Annotated in this window: 23 protein-coding genes; 11 read left to right on the top strand and 12 right to left on the bottom strand. The window is 71.8% G+C overall.

The genetic code is table 11. From position 1 onward, the window contains the following. Positions 1-116: 116 nt before the first annotated feature. Positions 117-2,147 carry a thioredoxin domain-containing protein gene (locus ABZY33_RS00975; protein WP_356489280.1) on the top strand — a complete coding sequence of 677 codons (2,031 nt, stop codon included), beginning with the start codon at positions 117-119 and terminating at the stop codon, positions 2,145-2,147. Between the two features lie 621 nt (positions 2,148-2,768). Here ABZY33_RS00975 and ABZY33_RS00980 read toward each other — a convergent pair. From ABZY33_RS00980 to ABZY33_RS00990, 3 genes are all read right to left on the bottom strand, one after another. Next, entirely contained in the window at positions 2,769-3,380 is a 612-nt protein-coding gene (locus ABZY33_RS00980; protein WP_356489281.1) for a TetR family transcriptional regulator, read from the bottom strand. A 5-nt stretch (positions 3,381-3,385) separates the two neighbouring features. Beyond that, positions 3,386-4,951 carry a DHA2 family efflux MFS transporter permease subunit gene (locus ABZY33_RS00985; RefSeq protein ID WP_356489282.1) on the bottom strand — a complete coding sequence of 522 codons (1,566 nt, stop codon included), beginning with the start codon at positions 4,949-4,951 and terminating at the stop codon, positions 3,386-3,388. 123 nt (positions 4,952-5,074) lie between these two features. Further along, a complete protein-coding gene (locus tag ABZY33_RS00990; protein ID WP_356489283.1) occupies positions 5,075-5,767 on the bottom strand; it encodes a hemolysin III family protein in 693 nt (230 codons plus the stop codon). A gap of 290 nt (positions 5,768-6,057) precedes the next feature. Here ABZY33_RS00990 and ABZY33_RS00995 point away from each other — a divergent pair, with 290 nt between their 5' ends. Beyond that, complete coding sequence (locus tag ABZY33_RS00995; RefSeq protein WP_356489284.1) at positions 6,058-7,944, top strand: phosphoenolpyruvate carboxykinase (GTP); 1,887 nt, start codon at positions 6,058-6,060, stop codon at positions 7,942-7,944. A 75-nt stretch (positions 7,945-8,019) separates the two neighbouring features. On the opposite strand, the gene ABZY33_RS01000 is transcribed toward ABZY33_RS00995, so the two are convergent. Next, complete coding sequence (locus ABZY33_RS01000; RefSeq protein ID WP_356489285.1) at positions 8,020-8,424, bottom strand: hypothetical protein; 405 nt, start codon at positions 8,422-8,424, stop codon at positions 8,020-8,022. 89 nt (positions 8,425-8,513) lie between these two features. Further along, positions 8,514-9,725, bottom strand: a complete 1,212-nt coding sequence (locus ABZY33_RS01005) for a pyridoxal phosphate-dependent aminotransferase (protein WP_356489286.1) — start codon at positions 9,723-9,725, stop codon at positions 8,514-8,516. A gap of 111 nt (positions 9,726-9,836) precedes the next feature. Here ABZY33_RS01005 and ABZY33_RS01010 point away from each other — a divergent pair, with 111 nt between their 5' ends. Beyond that, positions 9,837-10,466, top strand: coding sequence for an alpha-ketoglutarate-dependent dioxygenase AlkB (locus tag ABZY33_RS01010; RefSeq protein WP_356489350.1), 630 nt, complete (start codon positions 9,837-9,839; stop codon positions 10,464-10,466). A 3-nt stretch (positions 10,467-10,469) separates the two neighbouring features. Here the strand turns inward: ABZY33_RS01010 and ABZY33_RS01015 are convergent, their stop codons facing one another. Both ABZY33_RS01015 and ABZY33_RS01020 read right to left on the bottom strand, forming a co-directional pair. Further along, positions 10,470-12,074 carry a D-aminoacylase gene (locus ABZY33_RS01015; protein ID WP_356489287.1) on the bottom strand — a complete coding sequence of 535 codons (1,605 nt, stop codon included), beginning with the start codon at positions 12,072-12,074 and terminating at the stop codon, positions 10,470-10,472. A gap of 288 nt (positions 12,075-12,362) precedes the next feature. Next, positions 12,363-13,673, bottom strand: coding sequence for an amino acid deaminase (locus ABZY33_RS01020; protein WP_356489288.1), 1,311 nt, complete (start codon positions 13,671-13,673; stop codon positions 12,363-12,365). 133 nt (positions 13,674-13,806) lie between these two features. On the opposite strand from ABZY33_RS01020, the gene ABZY33_RS01025 reads away from it, so the two are divergent. The 4 genes from ABZY33_RS01025 to ABZY33_RS01040 all read left to right on the top strand — a co-directional run bounded on the left by ABZY33_RS01025 (position 13,807) and on the right by ABZY33_RS01040 (position 17,700). Beyond that, complete coding sequence (locus ABZY33_RS01025; protein WP_356489289.1) at positions 13,807-14,871, top strand: sugar kinase; 1,065 nt, start codon at positions 13,807-13,809, stop codon at positions 14,869-14,871. Then, the gene (locus ABZY33_RS01030) at positions 14,868-15,674 is read left to right on the top strand and encodes an IclR family transcriptional regulator (protein WP_356489290.1); all 807 of its coding nucleotides are present in this window, start codon (positions 14,868-14,870) and stop codon (positions 15,672-15,674) included. Before ABZY33_RS01025 ends, ABZY33_RS01030 begins: the two co-directional genes overlap by 4 nt. Continuing rightward, positions 15,671-16,081 (top strand): RidA family protein, encoded by a 411-nt coding sequence (locus ABZY33_RS01035; protein ID WP_356489291.1) that lies wholly within the window; start codon positions 15,671-15,673, stop codon positions 16,079-16,081. The genes ABZY33_RS01030 and ABZY33_RS01035 overlap by 4 nt, the downstream gene beginning before the upstream one ends. Before the next feature lie 131 nt (positions 16,082-16,212). Continuing rightward, the gene (locus ABZY33_RS01040; protein WP_356489292.1) at positions 16,213-17,700 is read left to right on the top strand and encodes a gluconate:H+ symporter; all 1,488 of its coding nucleotides are present in this window, start codon (positions 16,213-16,215) and stop codon (positions 17,698-17,700) included. A gap of 60 nt (positions 17,701-17,760) precedes the next feature. Here the strand turns inward: ABZY33_RS01040 and ABZY33_RS01045 are convergent, their stop codons facing one another. Genes ABZY33_RS01045 through ABZY33_RS01055 form a run of 3 tightly spaced genes read right to left on the bottom strand, consistent with a single transcriptional unit; the run spans position 17,761 to position 19,847 of the window. Next, positions 17,761-18,132, bottom strand: coding sequence for a hypothetical protein (locus tag ABZY33_RS01045; protein WP_356489293.1), 372 nt, complete (start codon positions 18,130-18,132; stop codon positions 17,761-17,763). A 7-nt stretch (positions 18,133-18,139) separates the two neighbouring features. Next, a complete protein-coding gene (locus ABZY33_RS01050) occupies positions 18,140-19,402 on the bottom strand; it encodes an amidase domain-containing protein (RefSeq protein WP_356489294.1) in 1,263 nt (420 codons plus the stop codon). Position 19,403: 1 nt separating this feature from the next. Beyond that, complete coding sequence (locus tag ABZY33_RS01055) at positions 19,404-19,847, bottom strand: hypothetical protein (protein WP_356489295.1); 444 nt, start codon at positions 19,845-19,847, stop codon at positions 19,404-19,406. Between the two features lie 143 nt (positions 19,848-19,990). On the opposite strand from ABZY33_RS01055, the gene ABZY33_RS01060 reads away from it, so the two are divergent. Then, complete coding sequence (locus ABZY33_RS01060; protein WP_356489296.1) at positions 19,991-20,506, top strand: hypothetical protein; 516 nt, start codon at positions 19,991-19,993, stop codon at positions 20,504-20,506. A gap of 98 nt (positions 20,507-20,604) precedes the next feature. Next, positions 20,605-21,945: an Nramp family divalent metal transporter gene (locus ABZY33_RS01065; RefSeq protein ID WP_356489297.1), complete on the top strand. Its 1,341-nt coding sequence runs from the start codon at positions 20,605-20,607 to the stop codon at positions 21,943-21,945. Positions 21,946-21,960: 15 nt separating this feature from the next. Here the strand turns inward: ABZY33_RS01065 and ABZY33_RS01070 are convergent, their stop codons facing one another. Together ABZY33_RS01070 and ABZY33_RS01075 are read right to left on the bottom strand one after the other, a co-directional pair. Further along, positions 21,961-23,223 carry a DUF1266 domain-containing protein gene (locus ABZY33_RS01070; RefSeq protein ID WP_356489298.1) on the bottom strand — a complete coding sequence of 421 codons (1,263 nt, stop codon included), beginning with the start codon at positions 23,221-23,223 and terminating at the stop codon, positions 21,961-21,963. 71 nt (positions 23,224-23,294) lie between these two features. Beyond that, entirely contained in the window at positions 23,295-24,305 is a 1,011-nt protein-coding gene (locus ABZY33_RS01075) for a chitinase (RefSeq protein ID WP_356489299.1), read from the bottom strand. 316 nt (positions 24,306-24,621) lie between these two features. On the opposite strand from ABZY33_RS01075, the gene ABZY33_RS01080 reads away from it, so the two are divergent. Beyond that, positions 24,622-25,566 carry a hypothetical protein gene (locus ABZY33_RS01080; protein WP_356489300.1) on the top strand — a complete coding sequence of 315 codons (945 nt, stop codon included), beginning with the start codon at positions 24,622-24,624 and terminating at the stop codon, positions 25,564-25,566. Between the two features lie 51 nt (positions 25,567-25,617). Next, entirely contained in the window at positions 25,618-26,337 is a 720-nt protein-coding gene (gene cpaB / locus ABZY33_RS01085; RefSeq protein WP_356489301.1) for a Flp pilus assembly protein CpaB, read from the top strand. Positions 26,338-26,462: the final 125 nt, after the last annotated feature.

A 26,462-nucleotide genomic window follows, 5' to 3' on the forward strand; every position in this document is an offset into this window, starting at 1 on the left:
CGGTCCCCCTCCGGTGATGACAGTTCCGGGTCAAGTGTCCTTCGTATGGGGTGAAGGCGCGAGGGGCCCGGCGATCAGAGACACGACCGTGACGGCTCATGGGTGAGGATGGAGGCATGCCGAACCGACTGGCCCATGAGACGTCCCCCTACCTCCTCCAGCACGCCGAGAACCCGGTGGACTGGTGGCCCTGGTCGGCCGAGGCCTTCGAGGAGGCGCGGCGCCGGGGGGTGCCGGTGCTGCTCAGCGTGGGGTATTCGAGTTGCCACTGGTGTCATGTCATGGCGCACGAATCCTTCGAGGACGACGCCACCGCGGCCGTCGTCAACGACAACTTCGTCGCCGTCAAGGTCGACCGCGAGGAGCGTCCCGACGTCGACGCCGTCTACATGGAGGCCGTGCAGGCCGCCACCGGTCAGGGTGGCTGGCCGATGACCGTCTTTCTCACCCCGGACGCCGAGCCGTTCTACTTCGGTACGTACTTCCCGCCGGAGCCCCGGCACGGGATGCCGTCGTTCACGCAGGTCCTGGGCGGGGTCCGGGACGCGTGGACGGACCGGCGCGGTGAGGTCACCGAGGTCGCCGCGAAGATCACCCAGGATCTCGCCGGCCGCGCGCTGAACCTCGGGGACGCGCAGGTGCCCGGTGAGGGCGAGCTGGCGCAGGCGCTGCTCGGGCTGACCCGGGAGTACGACGCGACGTACGGCGGGTTCGGCGGCGCGCCCAAGTTCCCGCCGTCCATGGTGGTCGAGTTCCTGCTGCGCCACCACGCCCGGACGGGCGCCGAAGGGGCCCTCCAGATGGCGCTCGACACGTGTGAGCGCATGGCGCGCGGCGGGATCTACGACCAGCTCGGGGGCGGGTTCGCGCGGTACTCCGTGGACCGCGAGTTCACGGTTCCGCACTTCGAGAAGATGCTCTACGACAACGCGCTGCTGTGCCGTACCTACGCGCACCTGTGGCGTTCGACCGGTTCGGAGCTGGCCAAGCGCGTCGCGCTGGAGACCGCCGACTTCATGGTGCGTGAACTGCGCACGAACGAGGGCGGGTTCGCCTCCGCGCTGGACGCCGACAGCGAGGACCCGGCCAGCGGCAAGCACGTCGAGGGCGCCTATTACGTGTGGACACCGGCGCAGTTGGAGGAGGTGCTCGGCGCGCAGGACGGTGCCGTCGCCGCCCGGTACTTCGGGGTCACGCCGGAGGGGACCTTCGAGGAAGGGGCCTCCGTGCTGCAACTGCCCCAGGGCGATGAGGTGTTCGACGCGGAGCAGGTGGCGCGTATCCGGCAGGCGCTGAGCGCCGCCCGGCGGGAGCGGCCCGCGCCCGGCCGGGACGACAAGGTCGTGGCCGCGTGGAACGGGCTCGCGATCGCCGCGCTGGCCGAGACCGGCGCGTACTTCGGGCGCCAGGACCTCGTGGACGCCGCCGTGGCCGCGGGCGATCTGCTGGTGCGGCTGCACATGGACCCCCTCGCCCGGCTCACACGGACCAGCAAGGACGGGCGGGCCGGTGCCAACAGCGGCGTCCTGGAGGACTACGCGGATGTCGCCGAGGGCTTCCTCGCGCTGACGTCGGTGACCGGGGAAGGCGTGTGGCTGGAGTTCGCCGGGTTCCTGCTCGACCACGTCCTGGACCGCTTCGTCGACCAGGACAGTGGCGCGCTGTACGACACCGCGGCCGACGCGGAGCGGCTGATCCGGCGCCCGCAGGACCCGACCGACAACGCGACCCCGTCGGGCTGGACCGCCGCGGCCGGGGCGCTGCTGTCGTACGCCGCGCACACCGGGTCCGAGCCGCACCGCGGCGCGGCCGAACGGGCCCTCGGCGTGGTCAAGGCGCTCGGACCGCGCGCGCCCCGGTTCATCGGCAACGGGCTCGCGGTCGCGGAGGCGCTGCTCGACGGGCCGCGCGAGATCGCGGTCGTGGGGGAGGTGGGCGGACGGCTGCACCACATCGCGCTCACCGGGACCGCGCCCGGTGCCGTCGTCGCCGCGGGTCCCGAGGGCCGCGACGAGCTTCCGCTGCTCGCGGACCGACCGCGGGTCGAGGACCGCGACACCGCGTATGTCTGCCGCCGGTTCGTGTGTGAGAGGCCGGAGACGGATCCCGAGCGGCTGCGTCTGGCGCTGACGGAGAGCCGGGGCTGAGGGGTTCGCCGGGCGAGCGCCAGGGCTGAGCTGTCCCGGCCTCGCCACGTGAAGCGTGCCGGGCTGGACTGCCCGGGGTGTCTGGGCCGCGCCGTCTGGCGCATGGGGGCGGGGCGGTCCAGCACGGGGGGCGCCGCCCGACGCGTGGATTCTGCCGCCCCGGGTGGGCTGGTTCGTTGTCCTGGGCGGGAGCGCCGCGCAAAGAGACTGGTTCGCTGTGCGGGGCGTGGCCCGAGCGGGCTGGGCTCGCCGCCACGCACATCGCCCGAGCGGGCTGGGATCGCCGCTGACGACGCCGCCCGACTGGCTGGGTTCGCCGCCACGGGCATTGTCCGAGCGGACGGGTTCGTCGCCACGGGCATCGCCCGAGCTGGCCGGGCTCGCCGCCACGCACATCGCCCGCGCGGACTCCCCCCGGGCGCCGCCCAAGGGCGTTGGGACCCCCGCCCCGCAAAAGTCGGTCCCCTCCACATCCCGCCCGCAAAACCCGGGCCCCCTACAACCCGGCCGCGCAAAATCCGGACTCACCTACAACCCGGCCCCGCAAAATCCGGGCCCCCTACAACCCGGCCGCGCAAAATCCGGACTCACCTGCAACCCGGCCCCGCAAAACCCAGCCCCCTACAACCCGTCCCGCAACACATCCAGCGCCCGTACCGTCACGTCCCGCAGAGCCTCACCCGCGTCCCCCTGCTCGGCCCAGTACATCGTCGCCTCCATCAGCGCCCCGACCACGGACATCGCGTAGACCCGGACCTCCAGGTCCCCCGCGTCGCGGCCGGTGCGGTCGGCGAGGACGCGGCAGACCATCTGGCCGGTGACCGACATCGACTCCATCATCCGGGAGCGCACCGCGGGCACCTCCACCTGGAGCCGGGTGCGCAGCCGGGTCACCTCGGCGTCCTCGCTCTGCACCGCGCGCAGCAGGCTCTCCTCGATGACGTGCCGCAGCGAGTCGATGATCGACTCGTCGGCCGGGCGGGCCCGCAGCTCCCGCTCCAGGACGGGGTCGAACTCGTCGGTGAGGACGATGTCTTCCTTGGTCGGGAAGTAGCGGAAGACGGTGGACGGCGACACCTCGGCGGCCTCGGCGATCTGCTCGACGGTCGTCGCGTCGTACCCCTGGTCCATGATCAGGCGGTACGTCGCCTCGCGGATCGCCGTGCGGGTCTTGAGCTTCTTGCGTTCCCGGAGTCCGAGCTTGGCGTCCGGGGTCTGTGCTGAGGCGGCCATGACCGTCATTGTCGGGCATTCGCGCCGGTGGGGGCCACCTCCGTCCGGGAGGGGATGCTCGCGGACGGGGGCACCCGGCCGGGCATCAGCGCCGCGGTCAGGACCACGCAGACCAGTGCCGCGATGCCGATGACGGCCAGGGCGAGGTCCATGCCGTGGAGGTAGGCGGCGTCGGCGGAGGCCGCCAGCGCCCGGTCGCCGAGCCGGCCCGCGACGAGATGGGCGCCGATCACCGAGTCCCGGGCCGCGTCCGCCGCCGCACCGGAGACCGAGGCCGTGCTGAGCCGGGCGGAGTACGCGCCCGCGACCAGGGCGCCGAGCAGGGCGACGCCGAGCGCGCTGCCGGTCTGGCGGACCGTGCTCAGCAGTCCGGAGCCGCGGCCCGCCTGGTCCTTGGGCAGCGCGCCGAGCGCGCCGCCCATCGCGGGGATCATGGCGAAGGCGAAGCCGAGCCCGGCGACGGTCAGCCACAGGGCGGTGAAGCCGTACCCGGAGGCGGTGGTGGTGCGCGCCCCGAGGAACGCGGCGAACGCGAGGACCACCAGCGCGACGCAGATCACCGCCCGCTCCCCGAACCGGGCGACGAGCAGCTGGGCGAGTTTCGCCGCGGCCAGCATCCCGGCCATCAGCGGGATCATCCGCAGCCCGGTGCCGAAGGAGTCGGTGCCGAGCACGGCCTGCAAGTACTGCGGCAGTACGAACATCAGCCCCGAGAGCACGAACATGCCGAACGTCGCCACGAGCGTATGGGTGAGGAACCCGCGGTGGCTCAGGAGCGTGAGGTCGAGCATGGGGCGCGGACTGCGCCGCTCCCGCAGGGCGAGCGCGCCGAGCAGGACCACGGCCGCCGCGAAGGCGCCGAGCACGACGGGGGCGCTCCAGCCCTTCCCGGGGCCCTCGATGATCGCGTAGATCAGGGTGCCGAGGCCGAGCGCGGTGAGGACGGTGGAGACGACGTCGACCCGGGGCGCGGCCGGGTCCCGGGTCTCCGGCAGCAGGAACAGGCAGGCGGTGATGCCGATCGCGACCATCGGCACGTTGATCACGAAGACGGAGCCCCACCAGAAGTGGTTCAGCAGCCAGCCGCCGAGGACCGGGCCGAGGGGCAGGCCGAGCGCGGAGGCCGCCGAGATCATGCCGATGGCCTTGGTCTGCTCCGTGCGCGGGAAGAGCGAGGGCAGGACGGAGATGGCGAGCGGCATCACGAACGCGCCGCCGACGCCCATCAGGGCCCGGGCCACGATCACCCAGGTCACGTCCGAGGCGAGGGCGCCCACGACGGACGCCGCGAGGAAGACGCCGAGCCCGCCGACCAGCACCCGGCGGCGGCCGAAGCGGTCGCCGAGGAGTCCGGCAGGGAGCATCAGCGCCGCGAACACCACCACGTACGCGTCGGCCATCCACTGCTGCTGGCCGGTGGTGGCGCCCAGCTGTCCGGTGATCGTCGGGAGCGCCACGTTCAGGATCGTCATGTCGAAACCGAGGACGAGCATGCTCGCGACCAGGGCGCCGAGGGCCCACCAGCGCCGGGGGTCGAGGCGCGGTTCCACTTGCTGAGTGACAGTAGCCATGAAATGAGAGTAGCTGTCAGTTGGTGGTTCGTGTCAATCCACATCTCCTGTCAGGTTGGGGAAACGCAGAACTGGCCGCGGCTCCGGGAGCCGCGGCCAGTGATGGGGGAGAGGAGGAGGGTGTCAGCCGTGCTGGTAGGCCACCAGCGAGATGGCGATGTAGTGCGCGATGAACGCCGCGAGGGTGAGCGAGTGGAAGACCTCGTGGAAGCCGAAGTAGCGGGGGGAGGGGTTCGGCTTCTTGATGCCGTAGATGATCCCGCCCGCGCTGTAGAGCAATCCGCCGACGACGACCAGGACGAGCACGGCGACGCCGCCCGCGCGCATGAAGTCGGGCAGGAAGAAGACCGCCGCCCAGCCCATCGCGATGTAGCAGGGGGTGTAGAGCCAGCGTGGGGCGCCGACCCAGAAGACGCGGAACGCGATGCCCGCCGCCGCCGCCACCCAGATGCCCCACAGCAGCGTCTCGCCCGTGGACGCGGGCAGCAGCAGCATCGCCAGCGGCGTGTATGTACCCGCGATGATCAGGAAGATGTTGGCGTGGTCGAGGCGGCGCAGGACGCCGTCCGCGCGCGGCCCCCAGGTGCCGCGGTGGTACAGCGCGCTCACGCCGAACAGCAGGCAGGCCGTCAGGACGAAGACGCCGCAGGCGATGCGGCCTCGCGAGGAGTCGGCCAGCGCTGTCAGGAAGATGCCGGCGATCAGTACCGCGGGGAACATGCCCGCGTGCAGCCAGCCGCGCAGTCGTGGCTTCAGCGAAGAAGGCTCTGTGAGGGGGACTCCGTGCTGTTCTGCGGCGACGCTCATGGCCTTCATCGTACCTACGCGACCGTAGGCGGTGGAGAGGGAGCGCGTCGGATCCCGCCGGGGTGGCCCGAAGTCGTGATCCATAAGCCCGCGGGACCGAGTGGCAATGCTCACGTCGCTCAAGTGTGAGGCCCCCTGGACAGATGGGCGAAACGGTCGGATGATCAAATGAGTGCGGTCGGCACCGGATGAGCGCTCACCGGCTCCAGTCCCCTGGAGCCCGGTGGAACGGGAGGCGCAGCGTCCGGGTCGCAGCCCCCACGGGGCACCCAACACAACACCCTCATTTAGGAGCGATCGTGGCGCGCGACATCGCGGCTCCCCTCTCCCGGACCGACACGGCCCCCGTCCCCACCCTTTCGACCCTTTCGACCCTTCCGGCCCTTCCGACCGAGCACAAGGAACTGATCTCGTGGGTCAACGAGATCGCCGAACTGACCCAGCCGGACAGCGTCGTGTGGTGCGACGGCTCCGAGGCCGAGTACGAGCGGCTGGCCGAGGAACTGGTCGCCAAGGGGACGTTCAGGAAGCTCGACCCGGTCAAGCGCCCCAACTCCTACTACGCCGCCTCCGACCCCACCGATGTCGCGCGGGTCGAGGACCGGACGTTCATCTGCTCCGAGAAGGAAGCGGACGCGGGCCCGACCAACCACTGGAAGGCCCCCGCCGAGATGCGGGAGATCTTCCGGGGCAACGAGGGCAACGGCGGGCTCTTCCGCGGCAGCATGAAGGGCCGGACGATGTACGTCGTCCCCTTCTGCATGGGCCCGCTGGGCTCGCCGCTCTCCGCGATCGGCGTCGAGATCACCGATTCGGCCTACGTCGCCGTCTCCATGCGCACCATGACCCGGATGGGGCAGCCGGTCCTGGACGAGCTCGGCACCGACGGCTTCTTCGTCAAGGCCGTCCACACCCTCGGCGCGCCCCTGGAGCCGGGCGAGGCGGACGTGCCGTGGCCGTGCAACTCCACGAAGTACATCTCGCACTTCCCCGAGGACCGCGAGATCTGGTCCTACGGCTCCGGCTACGGCGGCAACGCCCTGCTGGGCAAGAAGTGCTACGCGCTGCGTATCGCCTCGGTGATGGCGCGCGACGAGGGCTGGCTCGCCGAGCACATGCTCGTCCTCAAGCTGACCCCGCCGCGCGGGGAGTCGAAATACGTCGCCGCCGCGTTCCCGTCCGCGTGCGGCAAGACCAACCTCGCCATGCTGGAGCCCACGATCCCCGGCTGGACGGTCGAGACGATCGGCGACGACATCGCCTGGATGCGGTTCGGCGAGGACGGCCGGCTCTACGCGATCAACCCGGAAGCCGGGTTCTTCGGGGTGGCGCCCGGCACCGGTGAGCACACCAACGCCAACGCGATGAAGACGCTGTGGGGCAACTCCGTCTTCACCAACGTCGCGCTGACCGACGACAACGACGTCTGGTGGGAGGGGATGACGGAGGAGACCCCGGCCCACCTCACCGACTGGAAGGGCAACGACTGGACGCCCGAGTCCGGCGTCCCGGCCGCGCACCCCAACGCCCGCTTCACCACCCCGGCCGCGCAGTGCCCGATCATCGCGCCCGAGTGGGAGGACCCCAAGGGCGTGCCGATCTCGGCGATCCTCTTCGGCGGCCGCCGCGCGAGCGCGGTGCCGCTGGTGACGGAGTCCTTCGACTGGAACCACGGCGTCTTCCTCGGCGCCAACGTGGCCTCGGAGAAGACCGCCGCCGCCGAGGGCAAGGTCGGTGAGCTGCGCCGCGACCCGTTCGCCATGCTGCCGTTCTGCGGCTACAACATGGGCGACTACATGGCCCACTGGGTGAAGGTCGCGCAGGACAAGGACGCCGCCAAGCTCCCGAAGATCTACTACGTCAACTGGTTCCGCAAGGACGCGGACGGGCGCTTCGTGTGGCCCGGCTTCGGTGAGAACAGCCGTGTCCTGAAGTGGATCGTGGACCGCCTCGACGGCCGGGCGGAAGGTGTCGAGACCCCGATCGGCATCCTTCCGGCCAAGGGCTCCCTGGACACGGACGGCCTCGATCTGGCCGACGCGGACCTGGAGTTCCTGCTCACCGTCGACAAGGAGGTCTGGCGCGAGGAGGCTGCGCTGATTCCGGAGCACCTCAACACCTTCGGCGATCACACGCCGGCGGAGTTGTGGGACGAGTACCGGAAGCTGGTACAGCGCCTCGGCTAGGCCGGACCTGACTGAGCCCCCGCACAACGACGTGCGGGGGCTCAGTCACGCCCCGCCCGCGGCCCCAGGCCCGGTTCAGGCGGCTACCAAGCGGCCGGCGCTCGCGTGGTACTCCATGCGCTGCGCGGCCAGAATCGCCGCACTGGTGTCGGCCCGGGACGCCGCGACCACCAGCGCCCGCCCGGCAAGGGCATGCGCCCGCTGGTGCAGAGCGGCGACATGCGGCTCGTGCACGGCGGCGGCGACGGAGGAACGGGCCGGCTGCCCGCCCCGGAGCCGCTCGACCTGCGCGGCCAGCGCACGCGCGGCGGCGTCCAGCTCCGCGTCCCCGGCGGCGAGCCGGATCTCGTCGGTCAGGGCGAGCAGCGCGGACAGATGCCCGGCGAGCTGGATGTCCAGCTCCTCCTCGCGGGTGCGGTGCGGGAAGTCGCTGTCGGCCACCATCGTGTGGACCGACTTGGTGCGGATCGGCTCGTACATGGGAGGCCTCCAGGCAGCCGTGCAGGCGGTTACTTGGTCTCCATCGTACCTTAGAACGTGTCTAAGTTAGAATCTGTCCAAAGTTGGCCTCACGCCTGCGCGTACCCGTCCAGGAAGTTCCCGATCCTGGTCATCGCCTCGGTCAGCTGCCGGGTCGAGGGCAGGGTCACCACGCGGAAGTGGTCGGGCTCGGGCCAGTTGAACCCGGTGCCCTGCACCACCATGATCTTCTCGGCGCGCAGCAGGTCGAGCACCATCTGCCGGTCGTCCTTGATCTTGAAGACCTTGGGGTCGAGGCGGGGGAAGAGGTAGAGCGCGCCCTTGGGCCGCACGCAGGTGACGCCCGGGATCCGCGTGAGCAGGTCGTAGGCGACGTCGCTCTGTTCCTTCAGGCGCCCGCCGGGCAGCACCAGGTCCTTGATCGTCTGGCGGCCGCTGAGCGCCGCGACGACCCCGTGCTGGCCCGGCATGTTCGCGCACAGGCGCATGTTGGCGAGGATCGTCAGCCCCTCGATGTACGACGCCGCGTGCGCGCGCGGGCCGGAGATCGCCATCCAGCCGACGCGGTAGCCGGCCACCCGGTACGCCTTCGACATGCCGTTGAAGGTGAGGGTGAGCAGGTCCGGGGCGACGGCGGCCGTCGGGGTGTGCGTCGCGTCGTCGTAGAGGATCTTGTCGTAGATCTCGTCGGAGCAGACGAGGAGGTTGTGGCGGCGGGCGATGTCGGTGAGGCCGCGCAGCATCTCGTCGGTGTAGACGGCGCCCGTCGGGTTGTTCGGGTTGATGATGACGATCGCCTTGGTGCGGTCGGTCACCTTGCGCTCGATGTCGGCGAGGTCCGGCATCCAGTCGGCCTGCTCGTCGCAGCGGTAGTGCACGGCGGTGCCGCCGGAGAGCGAGACGGCGGCGGTCCACAGCGGGTAGTCGGGGGCGGGGACAAGCACCTCGTCGCCGTCGTCGAGCAGCCCCTGCATCGCCATCACGATCAGCTCGGAGACGCCGTTGCCGATGTAGACGTGCTCGACGTCGGTCTCCACGCCCAGCGTCTGGTAGTGCATCATCACCGCGCGGCGGGCGGCGAGCAGCCCCTTGGCGTCGCCGTAGCCGTGCGCGTCGCCGAGGTTGCGGAGGATGTCCTCCAGGATCTCCGGCGGGCACTCGAAGCCGAACGCCGCCGGGTTGCCCGTGTTCAGCTTCAGGATCCGGTGGCCCGCCGCTTCCAGCCGCATCGCCTCCTCGAGCACCGGACCCCGGATCTCGTAGCAGACGTTGGCGAGCTTGGTCGACTGGATGAGCTGCATGGTCCGACTTTACGGCCGTGCTCCCGGGCGGCGCGGCCCGCGCGGGTGAGATGAGCCACTCCGTACCGTCGGCCTGTTGTGTTCGAGCGTTTGTTCTATTCGTTGGGTACGCTGGGGAGCATGCTTCAGGGATCGCTCTTCGACCAGGCCGAGGAGACCGCGCTCGGCGCCCTCGCCGGGGTGCGGCGCACCGTGCTCGGGGCCGGGGCCTGGATCGACGTCCTGCCGGGCTGGCTGAGCGGCGCCGACACCCTGTTCGAACACCTCGCCGCGACCGTCCCCTGGAAGGCGGAGCGGCGGCAGATGTACGAGCGGGTCGTCGACGTGCCGCGCCTGCTGAAGTTCTACGGCGCCGCCGCCGAACTGCCGCACCCCGTGCTCGGCGCCGCCCGCACCGCGCTGTCCGCCCACTACGCCGAGGAGCTGGGGGAGCCCTTCACCACGGCGGGGCTCTGCTTCTACCGGGACGGGCGGGACAGCGTCGCCTGGCACGGGGACCGGATCGGGCGCGGCGACCGCGAGGACACCATGGTCGCCATCCTGTCCGTCGGAGCGCCGCGCGATCTGCTGCTGCGGCCCCTCGGCGGCGGGGCCCCGGCCGTGCGCAGGCCGCTCGGCCACGGCGACCTCATCGTGATGGGCGGCTCCTGCCAGCGGACCTGGGAGCACGCGATCCCCAAGTCCGCGCGGGCGACCGGACCCCGGATCAGCGTCCAGTTCCGGCCGCACGGCGTGCGCTGAGCCTCAGGCCGTCCGGCGGACCGACCGGCCCGCGAGGACGTCCGTGCGGCGCCCGTCCTCGATCACGAAACGGCCGTCGATCAGGACGTGCGGAATGCCCACGGGCAGCGTCCGCGGCGCCTCGAACGACGAACCCGCCGCCACCGTCTGCGGGTCGAACAGGGCCAGGTCGGCCCGGTAGCCCTCGCGGACCAGGCCGCGGTCGGGCAGCCGCAGCCGCGCGGCCGGGCGGGACGTGAGGTGCGCGACGGTCTCCTCCAGGGACATGACGCCCAGGTCGCGGGCGTAGTGCCCGAGGTAGTGCGGGAACGTGCCGTACGCCCGCGGGTGCGGCTTGGCGCCCTGGAGGATGCCGTCGCTGCCGCCGGTGTGCACCGGGTGCTGCATGATCGCCCGCACGTTCTCCTCGTGCCCGACGTGCTGGAGGATCGTGGTCCCCATCTTGTCCTCGATCAGCAGGCGGCGGGCGGTGACCCAGGCGGCCTCGCCGCGCTCGGCGGCGGCCGCCGCGACGGTCCGGCCGACGTAGCCGCCGAGCGCCGGGTCGGCGACGCCCGAGATCTCGATGGTGTCCCACTCCATCGGCACGCCGTGGCAGCCGTCCGAGCCGGTCTCCTCCACGTGGTGGCGGATGCGCTCCGCGGTCGCGTCGTCGAGCAGCCGCGCGAGAGTGGCGTCGGGCCCGCCCTCGTTGGCCCAGCTGGGCAGCATCGCCACGAGCGTGGTCGCGCCCGGGGTGTACGGGTAGGTGTCGAGGCTGATGTCCGCGCCGCCCGCGATCGCGTCGTCGAGCAGGGAGAGCAGGTCGACGCCCTTGCCCTTGTTCACGCCGAAGTTCATCGTGGCGTGCGCGAGGTGCAGCGCGCAGCCGGCGGTACGCGTCAGGTCGACCATCTCCCGGTACGCGTCCAGGGCGCCGGCCCCGTAACTGCGGTGGTGGGGGCAGTAGTAGCCGTCGTAGCCGGCCACCACCCGGCACAGTTCGGTGAGTTCGGCGTCCTTGGCGTACATGCCGGGCGTGTACGTGAGCCCGGACGACATGCCGACGGCGCCCTGCTCCATGCCCTCGGCGACGAGCTGCTTCATCCGCTCCAGCTCGGCGGGGGTGGCGTCGCGGTCCTCCCAGCCGACCGCGTACATCCGGACCGTGCCCTGGGGGACGAGGTAGGCGGCGTTGACCGCGATGCCCCCATCGAGGCGGTCCAGGTACTCGCCGACGGTGCGCCAGTCGAAGTCGACGGAGGTGTCCCCGGGCGCCCCGCCGTTCCAGCCGGTGATGGCGCGGCGGACCTCGGTGAGCGTGCGGTCGTCGACGGGGGCGTAGGACAGGCCGTCCTGGCCGAGGACCTCCAGGGTGACGCCCTGGGCGGCCTTCGCGCTGTGGTCGGGGTCGCGCAGCAGGGCGAGGTCGCTGTGTGCGTGCATGTCGATGAAGCCGGGGGCCAGCGCCAGGCTTGATCCGTCCAGGGTGCGGGCCCCCGTGGGGCGCGGGCCCTGCCCCTCGCGCCTGATCTCCGCGATCCGGCCGTTGTCGATCGCCACGTCGGCGCGGTACGAGGCACCTCCGGTGCCGTCGATGACTCGGGTGTCCTTGATGACCAGGTCCATGGGGGCCTCTCCTGTGCCAGGTGCTGATGCGTTACCGGGTGCCGGTCTCGTCGTGGCTGCTCACGCAGTTCCCCGCGCCCCTGAGGCATGCGGCTCCGCCGCAGCCCCGAGGGGAGATGGCGCACGCAGTGCGCATCTCGGGGGGCGCGGGGAACTGCGCGAGAAGCCCCACCGGGCCCGCAGACGAACAAGGCGCACGCAGTGCGCTTTTCGGGGGCGCGGGGAACTGCGCGACCAGCCCCCACCGGCCCGCGGTGAGCAGCGAACCGGGGGAGCCACGGCGCGTGCCTAGAAGAACGTGCGGACGTAGTCCACGACCGTGCCGTCCGCCTCCACCACCGGGATCAGCTGCCACTTGTCGAAGGAGGTGCAGGGGTGGGAGAGCCCCATCCCGAGCCAGTCACCGACCTGAAGCTCCACCCCCGCATCCAGGCGGAGCCACCCGTGCTGGTCGGACAGGCCCGTCACCGAGACCCCGGCGGCGTCGCGGATCTCACCCGTACGGGCGTCCCGCACGACCTGGGCCTCGGGCAGGTCCAGGTCGTAGGCCGCGTCCCGCTTGCCCGCGTTGGTGAAGGCCTGGCCGGGCGCCGGGTGCGACACGATCTGCGCCCACAGCCGGAACGCGGGGTGCAGCGCCCCCTCCTCCGGGACCCGGTTGAAGGGGGTGAGGTGGCGGTAGTGGCCGTCGTCGTGCGAGACGTACGCGCCGGAGCGCAGCAACTTCAGTACGGGGGAGGAGAGTTCGGGCACCTCCGCGAACACGTCCGCCACCGCGTCGAACCAGGCGGAGCCACCCGCGCTCACCACGATCTCGTCCAGCCCCGCGAAGCGGCCGTCCGCGTCGAAACCGCCGGCCAGCGCCACCAGGCGGCGCAGCCAGGCGCGGACCCGCTCGCCGTCCGCCTCGGGGACCTCGCCCTCGTACCCGGCGACGCCCACGAGCCGCAGCGTCGAGGCGGCGGCCACCGCGTCGGCGACCGCCGCGCACTCCGCCTCCGTACGGGCGCCCGTCCGCGCGCCCTCGCCCGCGCCCAGCTCCACGACCACGTCGACGGCGCGGGAGGCACCCGCCTCGCGCAGGGCCGCGTCCATCAGCTCGACCCCGCGCACGGAGTCCACGTAGCAGATGAACCGGAACTCCTCGTCGGCGTCCAGCTCGGCGGCGAGCCAGCGCAGCGCCGCCGCGTCGACCAGCTCGTTCGCCAGGAAGATCCGGTCGGTGCCGAACTCCCGGGCCACGCGCACCTGGTGGGGCACGGCGAGGGTGATGCCCCACGCGCCGTGCTCGATCTGGCGCCGGAAGAGCTGCGGGGCCATCGACGTCTTGCCGTGCGGCGCGAACGCGAGGCCGTGCCGGGTGGCGTACGTCTCCATCAGGGCGAGGTTGTGTTCCAGGCGCTCCGCGGAGAGGGCGAGGACCGGGGTGGTGAAACCGTCCGTGAAGAGGTTGAGCCGACGCTCCGCCAGCTCGGCGACCGTCAGCCCCCCGGCCTGGGGCGGCAGACCCTTGAAGCGGAAGTCCACGCGCTCCTGCGCGAGCTCCTTGAGACGCGCAAGACGGTCCTTGCGGCGCTCGACGGCGTTGTCGGCGGTCACGGTGCCTCCTCCGGGCGGGCGGTTGCAAAATATGCAACGGCCATTGCGTATGTCGCTTACTGCTGTCTAACATCCGAGCCAACGCCGGGTCAACGGAGCTGTTGGCCCCCACGCCGTGAGGAGACCGACCCCCGTGACCGTCACCGGACCCGCAGCCCCGCACAGCGCATCCGACGTCAGCGCGCCCGACGTCGTCGCGCTCGGCGAGTCCATGGTCACGTTCGTACCCTCCGTCCCGGGACGCCTCGCCGACGTGCCCTCCTTCGAGCGTGGCATCGGCGGCGCCGAGTCCAATCTCGCCTGCGTCCTGGCCGCCGGCGGCCACCGCGCGCGCTGGGTCAGCCGGGTCGGCGCCGACGGCTTCGGCGACCACCTGGTGGCGGCCATCGGCGCGTACGGCGTCGACGTCTCCGGGGTGCGCCGCGACCCGGCCCGCCCCACCGGCATCTACTTCCGCACCGCGGGCGACCGGGCCACCGACGCCCACGAGGTCGCCTACTACCGCGCCGGGTCCGCCGCCTCCGCCATGTCGCCCGCGACCATGGACCTGGACGCGCTGCGCGCCGGCCGCATCCTGCACCTGTCCGGCATCACCGCCGCCCTCTCCGAGGACTGCCTCACCCTTCTCCGTAGGCTCATGCCGGGCACCCCGGGCGGCCCCCTCGTCTCGTTCGACGTCAACCACCGCCCCGGCCTGTGGGCCGAGCCCGGCGCCGCCCGCGTCCTGCTCGACCTCGCCCGCCGCGCCGACCTCGTCTTCGTCGGCGAGGACGAGGCCGAGGACGCCTTCGGGATCACCGGCGGCCCCGACGCCGTCCGCGCCGCCCTGCCGGAGCCCGCCCTGCTCGTCGTGAAGCGGGGCGCCGACGGCGCCGTCGCCTACGACCGCGACGGCGGCCGGCACTTCGCACCCGCCCCGCGCGTCGACGTCGTCGCCGCCGTCGGCGCGGGCGACGCCTTCGCCGCCGGGTTCCTCTCCGCCACCCTGCGCGGCCTGCCCGCCGCCGCCCGGCTGCGCCACGGCCACCTGTGGGCCGCCGCCGCCCTCACCGTCCCCGGCGACCTCGCCGCGCCCCCGCACCGCGCCCACGCCGACCGGCTGGTCGCCCTGGACGGCGCCGCGTGGGGGAGACTGCACCTCGGCCCCGGGTGGACCTCCGCCGCACACGAGGCCGCCGAGGAGGTACGTACGCCATGAGCCAGACCGTCGACCGCGCGCTCAGCATCCTGCCGCTGCTCGCCGAGGGACCCGCCGACCTGGGGCAGGTCGCCGACCGGCTCGGCGTGCACAAGTCCACCGCGCTGCGCCTGCTGCGCACCCTGCACGAGCACGGCCTCGTCCACCGCCAGTCCGACCAGCGCTACCGGCTCGGCGCCCGCCTCTTCGCGCTCGCCCAGGAAGCCGTCGAGAACCTCGACGTCCGCGAGATCGCCCACCCCCACCTCGTCGGCCTCAACGAGAAGTGCGGGCACACCGTCCACCTCGCGGTCTACGAGGAGAGCGAGGTCCTCTACATCGACAAGGTGGAGAGCCGCTACCCCGTGCGCATGTACTCGCGCATCGGCAAGCCGGTCGCCATCACGGTCGCCGCCGTCGCCAAGCTGCTCCTCGCCGACCTCCCCGAGGCCGAGCGCCGCACCGTCGCCGAGCGGCTCGACTACCCCCTGTACACGTCCCGTTCGACCCCCAACGCCGCCGCGTTCCTGCGCGAGCTGGAGAAGGTGGGCGAACAGGGCTGGGCCACCGACCTCGGTGGCCACGAGGAATCCATCAACTGCGTCGGGGCCCCGGTCCGCGGCGCGGACGGCCGCGTCGTCGCCGCCATGTCGGTCTCCGCGCCGAACGTCGTCGTCACCGCCGAGGAACTCCTCACCCTGCTCCCGCTGGTGCGCCGCACGGCGGAAGCCATCAGCCGGGACTACTCGGGCACCGGGCCCGCGACCCCGGGCACCACCGGCACCACCGGTAACACCCCCCAGAAGGAAGCCAGTTCATCATGACCGAGAAGACCGCGCTCACCCCCGCGACGCACACCACCCCGCCCGCGAAGTTCTCGCACGGCGTCAAGAAGGGCAACATCCTCCAGGTCGCCGGGCAGGTCGGTTTCCTCCCCGCCGAGGAGGGCAAGGCCCCCACCCCCGCGGGCCCGACCCTCAGGGAGCAGACCCTCCAGACGTTCGCCAACGTCAAGGCGATCCTCGAAGAGGGCGGCGCCACCTGGGACGACGTCATGATGATGCGCGTCTACCTCACGGACGTCGACCACTTCGCCGAGATGAACAAGATCTACAACGAGTACTTCGAGGAGCAGGGCCTCACCGCCCCCGCCGCCGCGCGCACCACGGTCTACGTCGGTCTCCCGGCGGGCCTGCTCATCGAGATCGACGCGCTCGCCGTCCTCGGCTGAGCCGTACCTTCAGCCGCTGAGCTGAGCACCGTCTCCACCCCTGTACGTCGTCACGGTGCGGCGCATCGACGTGATGCGCCGCACCGCGATCCCCCCTGCCCAGAAACACACATGCCCTTACGAGGACCTCCATGCTCCCCATATCCGCCGCCGCCCCGCTCGCGGCCGCCACCGAGGCACCACCGCACACCGGCGGCATCCTCACGATCATCGACGGCACCGCGGGCCTGCTGACGATCGCCGCGCTCGGCATCGTGCTGCTCCTCTTCCTGATCATCAAGGCGAGACTCCAGCCCTTCGTGGCCCTCCTCGCGGTCTCCATCGCGGTCGGCCTCGGCGCGGGCCTGTCCGTCACCGAACTCTTCGGCACCGTCCAGAAGTCCGACGCGGTCTCCACCATCGAGTCCGGCATGGGCGGCACCCTCGGCCACGTCGCGATCATCATCGGCCTCGGCACCATGCTCGGCGCGGTCCTCGAAGTCTCCGGCGGCGCCGAGGTGCTCGCCTCCCGCCTCCTCAACCTCTTCGGCGAGAAGCGCGCCCCGCTCGCCATGGGCCTGACCGGCCTGATCTTCGGCATCCCCGTCTTCTTCGACGTCGGCATCTTCGTCCTCGCGCCGATCGTCTACGCGGCCGCCAAGCGCGGTGGCAAGTCGATCATCCTGTACTGCATGCCGCTCCTTGCCGGCCTGTCGATGACCCACGCCTTCCTGCCCCCGCACCCCGGCCCCGTCGCCGCTGCGGGCCTGCTCCACGTCGACCTCGGCTGGGTCATCCTCATGGGCATCGTCTGCGGCATCCCCGCCGTGCTCGCCGCCTGGGGCTGGGCCGCGTGGATCGGCAAGCGGATCTTCGTCCCCGTCCCGCAGGACATGGTCGAGGCCGCCGAGGAGGCCAAGGCCTCCCTCCAGGCCGAGCAGCGCGCCTCCGGCGTCACCCCGACCGAGAAGCCGGTCGCGCTCGGCGTCGTCTTCGCCATCATCGGCACCCCGCTGGTCCTGATCCTGCTGGCCACCTTCTCCTCGATCGCCTTCGACCCCTCCACGGGCCGCTCGGTCATCGAGTTCTTCGGCCACCCCTTCGTGGCGCTGACCATCGCGCTGCTCCTCGCCTACTACCTGCTCGGCATCCGGCGCGGCTGGTCCCGCAAGTCCCTGGAGACGGTCTCGACCGCCTCCCTGAAGCCGGTCGGCAACATCCTGCTGGTGGTCGGCGCGGGCGGGATCTTCGGCGCGGTCCTCAAGGCCAGCGGCATCGCGCAGGCCCTCGCCGACACCTTCAACGACGTCGGTCTGCCCGTCATCGTCCTCGCCTACCTGATCTCGCTGGTGCTGCGCGTCGCCCAGGGATCGGCGACCGTGGCCATCGTCACCACGGCCGGCATCGTGGCCCCGCTGCTCTCCGAGGGCGACTACTCGCAGGCGTTCACCGCCCTCGTCATCATGGCGATCTCCGCGGGCTCCATCTTCGCCTCGCACGTCAACGACGGCGGTTTCTGGATGGTCGCCAAGTACTTCGGCATCACCGAGCGCGACACCCTGCGCACCTGGACGATCCTGGAGTCGGTGCTCTCCGTCGCCGGATTCGTGGTCGCCGGCGTGGTCAGCCTCTTCGTCTAGCCGTCCACGGCTGTGTCCGGCCCGGTGCGGGGTGCCTACGGCGCCCCGCACCGGCGCGTCTCAGCGCGCGAGCGCCGCGAGCCCCGAACAGTCGGCGCCGCCGGCCGGGTCGGACCCGTACACCCAGTACAGCGCGGCGAGCTGGGCGAGCAGCAGCAGCGCCGCCACACACACGACCGCCGCCCGTCCCCCCGGCCTGCGCGGGCCGGACCTGGCGGCCAGCACCAGCGCGGCGACGCCGCACAGCGGACCCGCCCACGCGGTGACGTACATCCGCGTGGACGGGCCGAGGTACCGGCAGTTCTGGTAGGTGTCCCCGTCGAAGGAGAAGTGCGCGGCCAGCAGGCCCGCCGAGACCACGGTCAGGACGACGGCCGCGACGAGCGGACCGGTGCGGGCGGGGGTCGTGGTGGTGCGGTTCATCGTCTCCATCACTGCATCAGTACCAGTCGGGGTCGGGCCGGACGATCCGGAGGTTCTGCGCGCCCTCGTGCTTCTCGGTGGCGTTGATCCGCCCCTCCAGGCTGACGTTCTGGTACGAGTCGCTGTGCTGCGTGTACTTGATCTCGCCGTCCGGCATCACCGCGGTGACGATCGCCGCGTGGTGCGTGGTGCCCTGGCCGATCGAGTCGTTCGGGCCGGACTGCTCGTAGTAGATGATGTCGCCGGGCTGCACGTCGGGGCGGGCGATCTCGTGTCCGCCGTGGCGCAGCATGAAGTTCTGGTTGTTCTCGGCGGCCGCCCAGTTGTCGGAGTACGCGAGGCGCTTGTCGACCGCGTCCACGCCCGTCCGGTTGCCGATCATCCAGCCGTCGTCGTCCGTCGTGCCCCACCAGAACGACGTCTTCTCCTTCATCCCCGCCTCGTGCAGCGCGTTCGAGACGAAGTTGGTGCAGTTGTTGCCGAAGTCGGTGGGGTCGGCGGTGTTCCAGTGGTCCAGGGCGTACTGGACCAGCTTCACCCGGTCGTACTTGCCGTTGCCGCGCATCTGGGCGCGCACGTCGTCCGGGACGCCGTCGAGATTCGCGACGAGCACCGGTTCGGCGCGCATCAGGTCCGTGCGCTGCTGCGGCGTCAGCCCGTCCCACCACTGCCGTACGGTCACCGGGTCCTGGCCGACCGGGATGTCCGCGGCGAGCATCTGCATCTGGGCGTGCGAGGCGTCCGTCTGGAACTCGTTGAGCGCCTTGTCCGGGTCGGTGAGCCCGGTCTGCGCCGCGAGCCTGGCCAGCTGCGCCGCAGCCAGGCCGTCGGCGGTGGTCACCTGCGCCACCGCCTGGTCGATCAGGTCCTTCACCTGCGTGCGGTAGGGGCCCATCTCCTCGGCCTCCGTGCGGTTGTGCACGGGCGGGCCGGTGATCGTGCCGTCGGCGCCGATCGTCAGGCCGTAGTGACCGGCGAGTTCGCGGGCCTCGCGCAGGGTGCTCTGGGCGGTCTCGATGGCGGTCGTCACGCCGTCCGTGACCATGTCGACGGCGAGCAGGATGTCGTAGGCGACCTCGAACTGGTTCGCCAGCTTCTCGAACTTGCCCGCCGCGGCCTTGCCGACCTCGTCGGTCCAGTTCTCCGCGAGCGGCTTGACACCGTAGTCCCGCAGGTCCTTGGCGGCGTCCAAGGCGTACTTGGCGAGCGCGTGCCACTCGTCGGAAGCGGACTTCCACTTGGCGGGCGCGGCGCTGTCGACCCCGGCGTAGGAGACCATGTCACACCTGCCCGAGGTCCTGGACGGCCGCGCGCAGCCGGGCCTCGGCCTCCGCGTCCGCCTTGTCGTACCCGTGCGCCGAGTCCTTCAGCTGGGCGCTGAGGTCGCCCATCTGCCGGGCCAGGGAGACGAGTTGGCCTTCCCAGTTCGCGGCGCACAGCTTCAGCTGGGCGGGGCTCAGCCAGCCGTTCCCCGGGTGCGCCGTGGCCACCGCGTCGCTGGCGTCCAGCGAGTGGCTCAGCCGCTTCATGGCCTGGCGGGAGAGCGTCTCGGTGTCGTCCGCCGCCCCGTGCACGCCCTTGGTCCTGATGGCGATGTCCGGGGCGCCGCCCCCGCCGCCACTGGGCGCCAGCTGGTTCAGCCGGGTATGTACCGGTGTGCCCGTGCCGGTGCGCTGCCGTTCCGCCGCCGCGGCCTTGAGCTCTTCCCATTCGTCCCACGCCATGCGTACACCCCCGTGTCGCGTGCTTGTCCGTCGAAAGTAGCAGGGGTGAGTAAGGGGCACGTCAAGCCAATGATCCGAAATCGCAACAGGTCGCGGGGGCCCGGGGGAGGCGCCGCACAGCCTTGTCCGCCATACTTCCGCCCGTGGAGCAGCGTATGGAGAGTCAGAAGGTCACGCCCGTCACCGGTGCCGGTTTCGACCCGGCGTACGTTCCCGGCCTGACGTCTCCCGAGCCGGAGGCGGTCGCCGAGGACGCGGTCACGGATTCCGACGAGGTGGGGAAGGAGGGGACGCGGGACGAGGAGCCCGAGGCGGCGCAGGCCACGCAGGCGGCAGAGGATGCCGGGGCCGCCGACGTCGCGGAGGACGCCGAGGCTGTGGTGAAGGACGGGCCGGTCCTTGCGGCGAAGGACCGCCGCGGGTCCATCACCGTCGACGCCACCGGCGTCCGGTTCACCCTCGACGACCAGGAGGCGGAGTTCACCTGGGACGAGATCAGCGCGGTCGAGTACGGCACGTCCCGCAAGCGCCTCACGGTGACGGTCCACACGCCCAACAGCCGCTGGTACCCGAACGACGTCGAGGCCGCGGACAAGTCCCGCCTCACCGAGTGGACCGAGCAACTGGACAAGGCGCTGGACGCGTACTTCGAGGACTGAGCCGGGGCCGGGGCCCCGGACGTGCGAGCGGCCCGGCCGGGCGACCGTTCCGGCCGGCCCTCTTGCCGCCGGGGCCGCTTTGCGGTCCCTTGGTAGTCATGGCGGACACCACGGGCAGCACAGGCAGCACGGGCACCCCCACCCCCTCCTCCGGCACGGACACCGGCCCCCGGAAGTCCAGTTGGACCTATATCGGCCCCGGCATCGTCGTCGCCGCGACCGGCGTCGGCGCCGGCGACCTCGTCGCGACGCTCGTCGCGGGCAGCAACTTCGGCTACACCCTGCTGTGGGCCGCGGTCCTCGGCTGCCTCGTCAAGATCAGCCTGGCCGAGGCGGCGGGCCGCTGGCACCTGGCCACCGGCCGCACGCTCTTCGACGGCTGGGCGAGCCTGGGCCGCTGGACCACATGGTTCTTCGTCGTCTACGTGGTGATCTGGGGCTTCGTCTACGGCGCGGCGGCGATGTCGTCGAGCGCGCTCCCGCTCCAGGCACTCTTCCCGGACGTCTTCCCGGCGGACTGGTCGATCAAGCCGTGGGCGATCCTGTGCGGGCTGGTCGGCCTGGTCTTCGTCTGGTTCAACAAGTACGACGTCTTCGAGAAGGTCATGACGGTCCTGGTGGGCGTCATGTTCGTCATCACGGTCTACCTGGCCGTGCGCGTCACCCCGAACCTCGGCGACGCCGTCGCGGGCCTGCTCCCGGTCCTGCCCGACGAGAAGGACTCGGTCCTCAACACGCTGGGCCTGATCGGCGGCGTCGGCGGCACCATCACCCTTGCCGCGTACGGCTACTGGGTCAACGCGAAGGGCTGGACCACCACGTCCTGGATGAAGGTGATGCGGCTCGACAACCGGGTCGCCTACCTCACGACGGGCGTGTTCGTGGTGGCGATGCTCTTCGTCGGAGCGGAGCTCCTGCACGCCTCGCACACGGCGATCGCCGGCGGCGACAAGGGCCTGCTGGATCTGACGGAGATCCTGGAGGCGCAGTACGGGGTCGCGACGGCCAAGCTCTTCCTGATCGGCTTCTTCGCGACGTCCTTCACGTCCCTCATCGGCGTCTGGCACGGGGTGAGCCTGATGTTCGCGGACTTCGTGGAGCGCCACCGCTCGGCGCGCGTCACGGGCGAGGAGGTGGCGCGCGGCGACCGCGACCGCGGCTGGCCCTTCCGCATCTACCTGCTCTGGCTGACCTTCCCGCCCATCGTCCTCCTCTTCCAGGGCCAGCCCTTCCGCCTGGTCATCCTCTACGGAGTCCTCGGCGCGGCCTTCATGCCGTTCCTGGCCCTCACCCTGATCTGGCTCCTCAACACGGCCCGCACACCGGCGGACTGGCGCAACGGGTGGCTGTCCAACGGGATGCTCGCGGTGGCCGGGCTGCTCTTCGTGATCCTGTGCGTGCAGCAGATCTGGGATCAGCCGTGGTCGGAGTTCTTCTGAGCCGGCGGCTCCGGGTCACTTGAAGGGGATGTTCCGCCATGGGCTCCCCGGGTCCGCCATCAGGATGTGGTGGGCCGAGACCATCTGCTCGTACCACGTGCCGAACTCCTCGTCGTCGAAATGCAGGCGGCGCCCGAGGGCGTACCCGGCGGAGAAGTCCTGCCAGGAGCGGTAGGAGCGGGTGGCGGCGGCGCTCGCCGCGCGGACCGCGGACTCGGCCTCCTCCAGCGTGCCGAAGCGGGCGGCGAGGCCCCAGCGGGCCATGTTCGGGGCCCGGCCCAGGTCCCAGGCGTCGACGGAGGTGACGTAGCGGCCCTCGGCGAGCAGGCCGTCGGCGCGCATCCGGGCCTCGTAGCGGGCGATGCGGCCGATCAGCCGGTGCACCCCCTCGATCTCCGCGGCGACCTCGCCCGCGGGGCGCGGCTCGACGGTCGTCACGCCGTCCTCGGTGAGGACGGTGCGCGGCTCGGCACGGGCGCGCAGGACCTTGGCGGCGGCCTGCTTCCAGTACGCGGTGTCGACCTGGCCGCCGAAGTCGCGGGCGATGCTGTGCCGCAGGTCGAGCGCGAACTCCCAGACGTCACTGCGCTGTTCGACGGCGAGCAGCTGATGGAGCATGCTCAGCCAGTCCGGCCGGCTGGTCACGCCCCACCAGTCGCGCAGCCGCTCGCGCTCGGTCCGGTAGCCCTCCCCGTGATGGGCCATGGTGTTCCAGAACTCGCCGTTGGTGACCGACAGCAGCGCGCCCAGGGCCAGGCCGTGCGCGACAGGGCCGTGCAGGGCGCCGCCCACGTGCAGGGCGCGCAGGCACATCGTGTAGCGGGGGGTGCCGGCCCGGGCGGCGGCCTGCGTCCAGGCCGTGCTGTGCGGGGGCCGGGGCGCCAGGACCGCCTCGTACGGGGTGCCCGGGCCGACGACCAGGGCCGGCGGGTTCGGGCCCGTGGCCCAGGGAGCGGTGGCCAGCCAGTGGAGGCTCGCCCATTCGAAGCGGTGGTGCGGGTCCGGGACGGGCAGCATCCCGGTCGTGTACAGGTGGAGCCACCGGCCGCCGGTGCGCGGGTCGTGATGGAAGAGGGGGTAGAACGCCTCGTCGTCGGCCTTGTCGGGGCGCAGCTCCACGTACAGCTCGACCGCGGCCAGCGTCTCGTAGTACGCCGCCCAGTCGCCCCGCGCCTTGGCCTCGTACAGGGCGCGTTCCGTCGGCGAGGGCGCCGTCCGGGCGGGATCCTGCGCGGGGACGGGGTCGCCGAAACCGGCGGGCGGCGGGCCGAAGGTCATGGCGGAGAGCCTAGACAGGCGGCGTGCGGGCAGCGCCGCCGGGGGAGCGGCGGCGCTGCCGGTCCGGGGAGTTACAGGCCGTGTACGTGCGCGCCCACCGAGGAGGACCACGCGTTGCCGGACGCGGCGTCCCAGTTCGTGGACCAGGCCATCGCCCCGCGGATGCCGGGGTAGGTCCGCGCGGGCTTGAAGGAGCCGCAGTGCGTGCCCTCGGCCAGGCAGTCGAGGGCGTCGTTCACCACGGACGGGGCCACGTAGCCGCTGCCGGCGGCGCTGCTCGACGCCGGGGTGCCGATGCCGACCTGGGACGGGTCGAGGCCGCCCTCCAGCTGGATGCAGGCGAGCGCGGTGAGGAAGTCCACCGAGCCCTGGCTGTAGACCTTGCCGTCGCAGCCCAGCATCGAACCGCTGTTGTAGTACTGCATGTTGACGACCGTGAGGATGTCCTTCACCGCGAGCGCGGTCTTGAAGTACTCGGCGGACGTCGACTGCATGTCGATGGTCTGCGGCGCCATCGTCAGCACGAAACCGCTGCCCGCCCTGGCCGCGAGCGACTTCAGCGCCTGCGCCATGTACGTCGAGTCGAGACCGTTCTCCAGGTCGATGTCGACGCCGTCGAAGCCGTACTCCTGCATGAGGGCGTAGACCGAGTCCGCGAAGTTCGCCGCCGAGGCGGAGTCGCGCACCGACACCGTGCCGTTCTGGCCGCCGATCGAGATGACCACGGACGTGCCCGCGGCCTGCTTCGCCTTGATGTCCGCCTTGAATGCGTCCTGCGTGTACCCGCCCAGGCCCGCCGAATCGAGCGTGAAGCCGACCGCGCCCGGTGTCGTGGTGGCGTCCGCGAAGGCGACCGCGATGATGTCGTAGGCGGCCGGGACGTCGGCCAGTTCCTGGACGGTGGCGCCGTTGTCGAAGTTCTGCCAGTAGCCGGTCACCGCGTGGGCGGGCACCGCTGGGGCGGCGGCCGCGGTGGGGGCCGCGTCCGCCGTGCCGGCCGTCGCGAGCAGCCCGGTCGTGGCGAGCGCCGCCGCGGTGAACGCGCCTATGAGCGCGCCGAGTCGCGTCATTTCTGCCTCCATGTGGGGGGAAGGCCTCCCGGCACCGGGGTGGGGGAGGTGAGGTGAGGGGGGAAGCAGCTGCTGGGCGACCAAACTGGTCCAGACCAATACCGATGTCAAGGGTTTGCGCCGATGCTTCCGCGCCAACTCCCCCTGCACGCACGCGGGACGGACCGTGAACCCTGCGAAGTGGGGTGTTGCCGGGCGCCCGCGTGGATATGGTGCTCAGGCAGGAACACTGCAGGGCCAGAACGGGTCAGTGCCGTCAGGGGGCCCTGCCCGGACGGCCGTGCCGGGCAGCGTCCGCAGGAGCGCAGAGCTACCGGGGGGTTCACGCGTGCCGACCGCCATCGCCGTGACCGACCCCGACCTGGTGCTCGCGTCGCCGGACCGGCACACGCCGACCGCCGTCGTGCTGCCCGTGGGCGGGGACCCCGGCGCGTACCCGCTGGACCGCGCGCTCACGGACGTCCACACACTGATCGAGCAGCACGGCTATGTGATTGTGCTCTGCCCGCAGTCCGTACCCGACGCGGTCGTGCACCGCCTGTACGCCGTCCGTTCCGTGCTGGAGAGCGACCGCATGGCGATCCTGCGGCCCGCGCTCCCGCCGCTCGGCCTCGCCGTACTCGCCCTGCAGCTGCGCCAGTTGTCGATCTGCGACTTCAGCCCGGGCGTGCTCGCCTCCGCCGGCCGGCTGCTCGCCCACTACGTCCACGCGGGCGCCCTCCTCGGCTCCGTCGCCCGGCTCGACCGCGTCCCGGTCTCGCTGAAGGCCCACGCCAAGTCGTGGTCGCCGGGCACCCAGTTCGCCGTCGTCGCTTCCCCGCAGCCGCAGCTCCTGCGCGTCACCGGCGCCGACTCCCCGCCGCCGAGCGGCCCCTCCTTCGGTACCCGGCTGTACTACGCCGCAGGTCAGCAGGGTACCGACTGGGTCACCGGCGTGCTCGCCCCGGCCTGGCGGGTGTCGGGCGCGAGCGAGACGCAGCTGCCCGCCGAGTCGCCGCGCTGGTGGGCGACGGCCAGGGGCGGCGGCCCGGGCCGGATCGTCGAGTTCGCCGCCGCCATCCCCGACATCTCCGTCCTCTACCAGCTCGTGTCGTCCGTGCGGCGCGAGACGTGCCACTGGTGCGGGCTCGAACTCATCGGCGACCGCTGCGGCTTCTGCGCCGCCCCGCTCGCCGCCGACGCCCCCGCCGGGCGCGCTGGCGCGGCCCGCCCCGCGCTCACCCCGGCCGCCGGGCCGGGCCGGGCCGCACTGCCCCGCGCCCACCACCATTGACCGCCGCCCGCCCCAGCCCCCCGCCCGCCTACCCACGAGGTTCTCCGGTCCATGAATTCACGTCAGCGCCGCGGCGTCGTTCTCCTGGTCGTCTCGGTCCTGTTTGCCCTCGGCGCGTTCGCCGGCGTGCTCTCCGTGATCCGCGACGTGAACGCGAAGGTGGGACCTGAAGTGACCGCCTACCGGCTGAAGCAGGACGTGGCGCCCTACAAGGAGCTGACGGACGACCAGTTCGAGAAGGTGGAGATGCCCAAGCGGTGGCTGTCGAAGACGGCCGTCCGCAACCTCCGCGAGCTGCGCGGCAAGATCGCCGTCACCCAGCTGGAGAAGGGGTCCCTGCTCCAGAGGGACATGATCGTCGCCCGGCCGCGGCTCACGGCCGGACAGCAGGAGATCGCCATCATGATCGACGCGGAGACCGGCGTCGCCGGGAAGATCGACCCGGGCGCGAAGGTGAACATCTACGCCACCTTCAAGGCCGAGAACGACAAACAGCGCGACCGCTCCCAGGTCATCGTGGAGAACGCCGAGGTCATCGACGTGGGCAAGCTGACCCCCATCGACCAGCAGGGCGCGAACGGCTCCGGCAGCACCGCTCGCCGCCAGGGCGAGGCCGTGCCGATCACCTTCGCGCTCGGGGCCGCCGACGCCCAACGGGTCGCCTACGCCGAGTCGTTCGCCACGCACGTACGGCTCGCACTCGTCGCGCCCGGCGACGACGGCAAGATCGCGCCGGGGGACCGGTCCTACACGCTGGACGAGGACAAGTGAGGGGCGCCCGCATGCCGGCAGCAGACCGAGCCCGTCCAGCACCGCACCGAGCCCCGCCGGCGAGCGAGGAGCGAGGCCCGGGCCGCGGCCCCGTGTCCCGTGGGCCGGCGCCCGCGAAGGGAACG

Source organism: Streptomyces sp. NPDC006552 (assembly GCF_040611655.1).
GTDB lineage: Bacteria > Actinomycetota > Actinomycetes > Streptomycetales > Streptomycetaceae > Streptomyces.